At 71.5% G+C, this 6707-nt stretch carries 8 protein-coding genes; 3 read left to right on the top strand and 5 right to left on the bottom strand.

All coding sequences use genetic code 11. The annotated features are described in order from the left end of the window. Positions 1 to 17 precede the first annotated feature (17 nt). Genes AB0I28_RS38730 through AB0I28_RS38740 form a run of 3 tightly spaced genes read right to left on the bottom strand, consistent with a single transcriptional unit; the run spans position 18 to position 3028 of the window. Positions 18 to 923, bottom strand: a complete 906-nt coding sequence (locus AB0I28_RS38730; protein ID WP_357501119.1) for a GNAT family N-acetyltransferase — start codon at positions 921 to 923, stop codon at positions 18 to 20. Between the two features lie 5 nt (positions 924 to 928). Beyond that, complete coding sequence (locus AB0I28_RS38735; RefSeq protein WP_357501120.1) at positions 929 to 1840, bottom strand: GNAT family N-acetyltransferase; 912 nt, start codon at positions 1838 to 1840, stop codon at positions 929 to 931. Between the two features lie 3 nt (positions 1841 to 1843). Beyond that, positions 1844 to 3028, bottom strand: coding sequence for a hypothetical protein (locus tag AB0I28_RS38740; RefSeq protein ID WP_357501121.1), 1185 nt, complete (start codon positions 3026 to 3028; stop codon positions 1844 to 1846). A gap of 140 nt (positions 3029 to 3168) precedes the next feature. Here AB0I28_RS38740 and AB0I28_RS38745 point away from each other — a divergent pair, with 140 nt between their 5' ends. The 3 genes from AB0I28_RS38745 (at position 3169) to AB0I28_RS38755 (ending at position 5533) form a co-directional block, all read left to right on the top strand. Then, positions 3169 to 3516 (top strand): hypothetical protein, encoded by a 348-nt coding sequence (locus AB0I28_RS38745; protein ID WP_357501122.1) that lies wholly within the window; start codon positions 3169 to 3171, stop codon positions 3514 to 3516. A 103-nt stretch (positions 3517 to 3619) separates the two neighbouring features. Continuing rightward, complete coding sequence (locus AB0I28_RS38750) at positions 3620 to 4063, top strand: hypothetical protein (RefSeq protein ID WP_357501123.1); 444 nt, start codon at positions 3620 to 3622, stop codon at positions 4061 to 4063. Between the two features lie 273 nt (positions 4064 to 4336). Continuing rightward, entirely contained in the window at positions 4337 to 5533 is a 1197-nt protein-coding gene (locus tag AB0I28_RS38755; protein WP_357501124.1) for a S8 family peptidase, read from the top strand. Positions 5534 to 5668: 135 nt separating this feature from the next. Here the strand turns inward: AB0I28_RS38755 and AB0I28_RS38760 are convergent, their stop codons facing one another. Together AB0I28_RS38760 and AB0I28_RS38765 are read right to left on the bottom strand one after the other, a co-directional pair. After that, positions 5669 to 5992, bottom strand: coding sequence for a transcriptional regulator (locus AB0I28_RS38760; RefSeq protein ID WP_357501125.1), 324 nt, complete (start codon positions 5990 to 5992; stop codon positions 5669 to 5671). After that, complete coding sequence (locus tag AB0I28_RS38765) at positions 5979 to 6587, bottom strand: hypothetical protein (protein WP_357501126.1); 609 nt, start codon at positions 6585 to 6587, stop codon at positions 5979 to 5981. The genes AB0I28_RS38760 and AB0I28_RS38765 overlap by 14 nt, the downstream gene beginning before the upstream one ends. Positions 6588 to 6707: the final 120 nt, after the last annotated feature.

Consider the following 6707-nt stretch of genomic DNA (forward strand, 5'->3'; position numbering starts at 1 on the left):
GGCGGGGGCGGCTACGCTCAGCCCTTTTCGCGGCGCAGCGCGGTCCGCTCCAGGAACGGCCGGTAGCCCAGGCGGGCGTTGACCGCGAGCATCGGCGCGTTGGTGGCGTCATTGCTGGTGAACGCCTCCGTGGCGCCCGCCGACCGGGCCGCGTGCAGAGCGTGCGACTTCACCAGCGTGGCGTGTCCCCGCCCGCGGAAGCCGGGGTGCGCGCCGGTGTAGGAGGAATGCACGCGGTCGCCGACGCGCTGGAGGTAGGCCATCGCGGTGACGGTCCCCTCGACCACGCAGATCGTGCTCAACTCGTGGTCGAGGCGGGGGTCGTCGAGCAGCCGCGCCTTCCAGTGCTCGAAGGAGAAGGGCACGATCGGGTGGTCCCCGGGGATGTCGCGGGCGGCGAGGCTGTCGGTCTCGTAGAGGACGCGCAGATCCTCCACTGAGGACAGGCTGACGACCTCGACGTCGGCGGGCGCCTCGACGCGCGCCGGCAGCTCGTCGAGTGAGCAGCGCGAGACGCGCGCGATCCGGCCGGTGGCGAACCCGTGCTTCGCCGCGAAGGCCAGGCCCGCCTCCTCGGCGGCATTGCCCCGGGCCACCCGGCCGCCGATCTCGGCGTGGTGCTGTTCGGCCCTGGCCATCAGCAGCGCACCGACACCCCGGCGGCGAGACTCCGGCCGCACGGCCACGTCCAGTGCCGCCGCGCCCTCCTCGGGCGACCAGGGATCGCGCCACGAGGAGGCGACGCCGACGACTCGCCCCTCACGCTCGGCGACGAACTCGGCGATGCCCTCGTCCCCGTAGGCGACCGAGGCGTGGGCGATGGACGCGGCGCTGACCAGCAGCGCGGGATGGCAGGAGCGGTAGACCTCGGCCATGCTCTCGCGATCGGCGGGCACGGCGGGACGGATCACGGTGTCGGACATGCCTTTCAGCCTGCCACGGCGTCCTGCCGCCGCACGGAGTAGCGCAGGACGTGCGGCCGGTAGCCCAGCCTCGTGTTCACCGCGAGCATCGGCGCGTTCTCGGCGTCGTTGACGGTGTAGGCGTTCGCGGCCCCGGCCTTCGCGGCCGCGCGCAGGGCGTGCGCCTTGACCAGCAGTGCCAGCCCGCGTCCGCGATGGCCGGGGTGGGTCGCGGTGAAGTTGGTGTGCACCCGGTCGTCGAGCCGCTGGACCTGGCACAGCGCGACGACGGTCTCGCCGTCGAGGGCGACGGTGGACAGCTCGCCGGCGAAGCGGGGCTCGCCGACCACGTCGGCACGCCACTCCTCGAACTCCCAGTGGAAGCGCGAGGCGGCGCCGGGAATGTCACGGTGGGCGAGCATCGCCGTCTCGTACACCGGCCGCAGGTCGGCGAAGTCGGCGTAGGTGGCCAGCCTGATCCCGGCCGGAGCCGGTGGCGGCGCGGGCAGGGCGGAGAGCCGGCAGCCGGAGACGCGGTTGACCCGCAGCCGCTCGAAACCCCTCGCCTCGGCGAAGGCGAGCCCGTCGGGGCCGACCGCCGCGCCCCCGATGGTGGTGCCGCGCAGGGCCTGGATGTGCGCCTCGATCCGGTCCATGACGGCCGACCCGATGCCTCGGCGCCGGTGGTCCGGGTGGACGGTGAGCTGCGCGCCCAAGGCGCCCTGCTGCGACCAGAAGCGGTTCTGCCCGACCGACGCGTAGGCGGCGAGCCGTCCGTCCACTTCGGTCACCAGCTCCAGCGGCGGCTCGCCCTTCGCCGTGCGCCTGGTGAAGGACAGCGCCTCGGCGCTGGTCAGCAGGTACGGGTGCGCGGCGGCGAGCAGTTCGGCGACGGCCGGGTAGTCGGCCTCGGCGGCGGTGCGGATCACGTGGCGCACCCGCTAGTTCTTGCGGCGGGGAGCCCGCTTCTTCGGCGGCGGCGGGGTCTCCTCTTCGCGCAGGCCCGTCACCCAGTCCTCGGTCTCGTCGGGCTTCTTCGGCGGATCGTCGGCCGGGGGCGGGAAGGGCGGCGGGAACGGGGGCGGCTTGTCCTCGCCCTTGCGGGCCGGTTGCGGCTTGTCGTCGGCGAAGGCGCCGTCGACCTGGTCGAGAGCCTTGGTGTACTCGTCGACGTAGGGGTCGGGCGTGCTCCGCGTCGCCGGGATCCGCTCGTAGACGGCGTCCTCGTCGTCGCGGCGGGGCAGCGGGGGCTCCGACTCGGCGGACTCGGTGACCGGCGTGCGGGTCGAGGCGGACGGCTTCTCCCGCCGCAGCAGCGCCACCACGAGCGAGCCGATGAGCCCGACGATCGCCGCGTACGGTCCGACCAGAAAGGCCGAGAGCGAGTCGACGGTCGTGCCGGTCCCGGGGCCCGCCACGAGGTAGGCGACGGTGACCAGCAGCGGCCCGACGACGCCGGAGGCGGCGGCGACTCCTTGTCCCTGGCCGTTCCAGCTGGCGATGAGCGCCACGATCACGCCGATCAGCAGCGAGCCGATGAGCAGCGGTGGCGCCAGCGCGAAGCCCCGTTTGCCCAGCGCGCCGGTCATATCGGCCCACGTGCCCCACACGCCGAGCTGCACGGGCAGGTCCTTGTCGCCGACCGGCACGGCCACCGACAGCAGCGCCAGCAGCCACACCAGCGCCGTCGAGGCGTACATGCTCCACGCGACCGGCGGTGCGGCCATCGCGATCAGCGCCAGCGCGAGGCCGGCGGCGATGCCGATGCCGACCGCCAGGAAGGGCGTGCCCGACACGGCGGCCTGCGCGCTGTCCCTCGCGGGCAACGCGACCAGCGGTGCGATGAGCCCCGCACCGAGCCCGGCCGCCAAGGCCGACGACAGCCGCACGACGACCGTCTGAGCCTCCTTGGCGGCGGCCACGACGTTCGCCGCGAGCGCGCCGAGCACGGTGGACACGGCGGCCAGCCAGGTCGTCCAGGCCATGTTGGTCGACCAGATGCCGGCGGTGTCGTCCCGCCAGTCCATCATGGTCAGCCCGTAGGCCACGCCGAGCTGCGCGGTGCCGATGACGGCGGCGGTTCCGAAAGCGGTCACGACCGCGGTTCCCCAGGCGTTCCTTGCCATGGTGGGCAGCGTATTGAGGTCTAGACGCGCGCGCCACCCTTGTTAAGGTCCCGCTAGGAAAGCTCTCGCCGAAAAGCCGGTTTCGCGACACACGCCCCGATTGACACCAACTACACCGTGTGTGCGGCACCATGGTGAAGGTGAACCGAGTTCCGGAGAACGCACAGAGCGTCAGCCACGACGGGCCCGTCCCGCACCAGGCCGAAGCGGGCGACCAGCTCCTCGGCCTGATGCCGCCGGACCCTCGCCGCGTCCGCGACCCGCGCATCGACTTCCAGCGCGAGCGCTACGAACCGCCGCACCAGTACTTCCCACCGCATCCCGAGGACGACTCCGGTCTGCCCATGGCCGCGCATCCGCTGTTCCGGGGTCTGCTGCACGAACTCCCGCCGCGCACCGACCCGCCGACGGCGGAGTTCCTGGAGTGCTGGATCACCACCGCGCGCTCGATCCTGGAGCTGCTGTACCGCCCGGGTCCGCGACACTGAGCCCGGCCCCGCGAACCACGGCCGACGCGCGGTCGCGCCCGCATTGAGCGCCGAAACCGGCTGTATATAAGGACTCCCGTCCGCCGGGTGCCAGAACCCCGAGGTGCACGACACCGAGGGGCGGGCACCCGGCGGCCTCACGCCCGATCCCTTTACCCGCAAGGTTTCGCCGACCGGCGCCACCGCCTTCGCCAGGCCGATCACGGGGCTCTCGCGCCCACCGCTCCCATCCCCGGACGGTGCCCGGGGGCCGCGCGCCCCCGCCGGGCGCGCCGACTCGCCGCGCGCCACCGTCGCCGACGTGCGCGAATGCCTTGCCGCGCAGCCGATCCAGGCCTCCCGCCCGGTCGATCCACCGGTCGTCGACGGATTGTCATCACCCGACTCCGATGTCCAAATGTTGGGATTCAGCGAAAACGCTTCTGAGCTACCGACGGGTAGCAAGCCCGAGTCCTTGGGAGCGTTCACATCCCGCGCCCTCGCCGCCGATTCTCCCGCGCCGAACCGACGGGACCGTAACTTCGTCGGCCGCATCCGTTGTGGCTGAACGAAAACGGCGCTGACCTGCCCCGACGCGCGCCGCGTCCGGCGGGAGCGGCCCGCCGGAACCCGCCGCGAGCGGCGCCTCTTCGAGCGCCGGAAACCCTTGCGAGCATTAACGTTCGTAAAGTTCGCTAGCAGAACCGAGAACTTTCGTCACTAGGCCGAAGGTCCTCATCATCGGCATCGAAGGGTTTACATTCCTCAACCTGTCTGGAAGTGTTCGAAAAACCCGGACCGCATGTCCGGGTTTGTCTTATCGGACAGCGAAAGGAACGGCATGAAGGAAACCACGTCATTCCGTCGCCGCGTCGCCGCCGGCATCGGCGTCTCGGCGGTGGCCGCGATGGGTCTAGCGTTGCTCTCAGCCTCCCCGGCACAGGCTGAAGGCACCGTTCTGGGCGCGAACGCGGACGGCGCAATCTCCGGAGAGTTCCTCGTCAAGCTCGCCGACGGGGTGTCCACTCAGGACGCCACGTCCCTGCTCGGCGGCCGCTACGACGCGACCGTCACCAACACGTTCGACAGCTTCGGCGGATTCGCCGCGACGATGGACGACGCCGCGGCCCGGCGCCTTGCGGCCGACCCGCGTGTCGCCTTCGTCGAGCAGGACCGCACCGTGTGGAGCCTCGGCGAGCAGGCGAGCCCGCCGTCGTGGGGTCTCGACCGCGTCGACCAGAACGCGCTTCCCCTCGACGACACCTACACCTCGCCCAACGAGGGCGCGGGTGTGACCGCCTACGTCATCGACACCGGCGTCACGCTCGACCACCCGGACTTCGGGGGTCGCGCCACGACCGGCGTCGACGCCGTCGACAACGACGGTGACGCCACCGACTGCCAGGGCCACGGGACGCACGTCGCCGGCACCATCGGCGGCACGACCTACGGTCTGGCCAAGGAGGTGTCGCTGGTCGCCGTGCGCGTCCTCGACTGCCAGGGCTCCGGCACCACCGAAGGCGTCGTCGCCGGCATCGACTGGGTCACCGAGAACCACAGTGGACCGTCGGTCGCCAACATGAGCCTCGGCGGCGGCGCCGACGAGACTCTCGACGCGGCCGTCGCGGCGTCGGTCACCTCCGGTGTCACCTACGCGGTGGCCGCCGGTAACTCCTCCGACGACGCCTGCGACTACTCGCCGGCGCGCGTCGAGTCGGCGATCACCGTCGGCGCGACGAACAACACCGACGCGCGGGCCAGCTTCTCCAGCTACGGCAGCTGCGTCGACATCTTCGCCCCCGGCGAGGACATCACCTCGGCGTGGCTCGACGGCGGCGAGAACACCATCAGCGGTACCTCCATGGCGACCCCGCACGTCGCCGGTGCCGCAGCGCTCTACCTGGCGGCCAACACCTCGGCGACCCCCGCCGACGTGACGGCCGCCCTGACGGAGAACGCCACCCCGGATCTGGTCACCGACCCGGGTACGGGTTCCCCGAACCTGCTGCTCTACGTGGGGTTCATCGCCGGGGCGTGACGCCCCGGTGGGCCGGGCCGGGTGAGAGCGGTCCGGTGAGATGAACGATCGGTTAGGTAAGGAAGGGCCCCGGCGATCCTCCCGCCGGGGCCCTTCGCCGTGCGTGGAAGGCCTGGCACCTCGGCCGGGCCACGCCTACTCCTCCTCGGCGGCCCCACGTGCCAGTTCCCGCAGGCGGTCCAGCCGTTCCCAGTGCCGGGTCACCCGCTCGATCCCTTCGGGCGTCAGCTCGACGCTGGTGTTCGGCTTGCGTCCCACGAACCTCTTCTCGATGCGCACCAGCCCCGCCTCCTCCAGCTTCGCCAGGTGGCTCGACAGGTTGCCTTTCGTCAGTCCCGTCGTCCGCTGGAGGAACACGAAGTCGGCGGCCCGCACCGAGGACATCACCGTCATGATGGCCAGGCGGGCGGGTTCGTGGATCAGCCGGTCGAGGGCCGGTTCGTCGTTAAGCTCCGTCATGGCCGTCCCGTAGGTCCAGGTCCCGGTAGGACCGGAAGGTGAGCACCAGCGACCTGTGGTCGAACAGGCCCGCGACCATGGTGGCCGCCGCGATCGGGAAGTAGGCCACCGCCTCCCGGTCGACGCCCGTTCCCCAGATCGGCAGCACCCCGGCGACGAACACGACCGCCCATACGGCGACGTGGTGCACGCGCAGCCCGGCGGCGATGGCGTAGAAGACCAGCATCCCCACCGCCCAGGCGGCGGCCGTGGTGCTGACCGGCTCCTCGGGCGGACGGCCGAGGAGCGCGCGGCCGAGCTGGTCGAGTCCGATGTAGACGGCGAACCCGGTGACGGCGGCGACGAGGCACCTGGTCTGCCTGCTGCGCATGGGCGTGACCCTTCCGAAGTTGACCCGGTAGTAGCGGGTGACCCCGGCGAGCGCCGCGAGGGTCGAGACCACTCCGGCGATCACGAGCCACGTTCCTGCGGGCGGGCGATGGAGGTTGCTCAGGCCGACGAGGGCCAGCGCCATGCCGAAGGGGATTCCGTAGAGGCCCTGCGGATGCGAGTAGGGGTATAGGGCTCCCGCCGAGCGCAGTTGGCGCTGATCCATTCCGCACCTTCTCCCAAACTGGTCTGTACGGCAGACCATACAGGGATATCGACTCTGTGCAAACCGGTCTGCGGGGCAGACCTCAAGGGCACTCCCGCCGATGTGCCGTCACCTCCACCT

Source organism: Phytomonospora sp. NPDC050363 (assembly GCF_040655735.1).
Taxonomy (GTDB): domain Bacteria; phylum Actinomycetota; class Actinomycetes; order Mycobacteriales; family Micromonosporaceae; genus Phytomonospora.

What these genes read in the sequence shown, in the direction of transcription:
- AB0I28_RS38740 (WP_357501121.1), bottom strand. Translation starts at nt 3,028, where the DNA reads ATGGCAAGGAACGCCTGGGGAACCGCGGTCGTGACCGCTTTCGGAACC.
- AB0I28_RS38755 (WP_357501124.1), top strand. Translation starts at nt 4,337, where the DNA reads ATGAAGGAAACCACGTCATTCCGTCGCCGCGTCGCCGCCGGCATCGGC.
- AB0I28_RS38730 (WP_357501119.1), bottom strand. Translation starts at nt 923, where the DNA reads ATGTCCGACACCGTGATCCGTCCCGCCGTGCCCGCCGATCGCGAGAGC.
- AB0I28_RS38760 (WP_357501125.1), bottom strand. Translation starts at nt 5,992, where the DNA reads ATGACGGAGCTTAACGACGAACCGGCCCTCGACCGGCTGATCCACGAA.
- AB0I28_RS38765 (WP_357501126.1), bottom strand. Translation starts at nt 6,587, where the DNA reads ATGGATCAGCGCCAACTGCGCTCGGCGGGAGCCCTATACCCCTACTCG.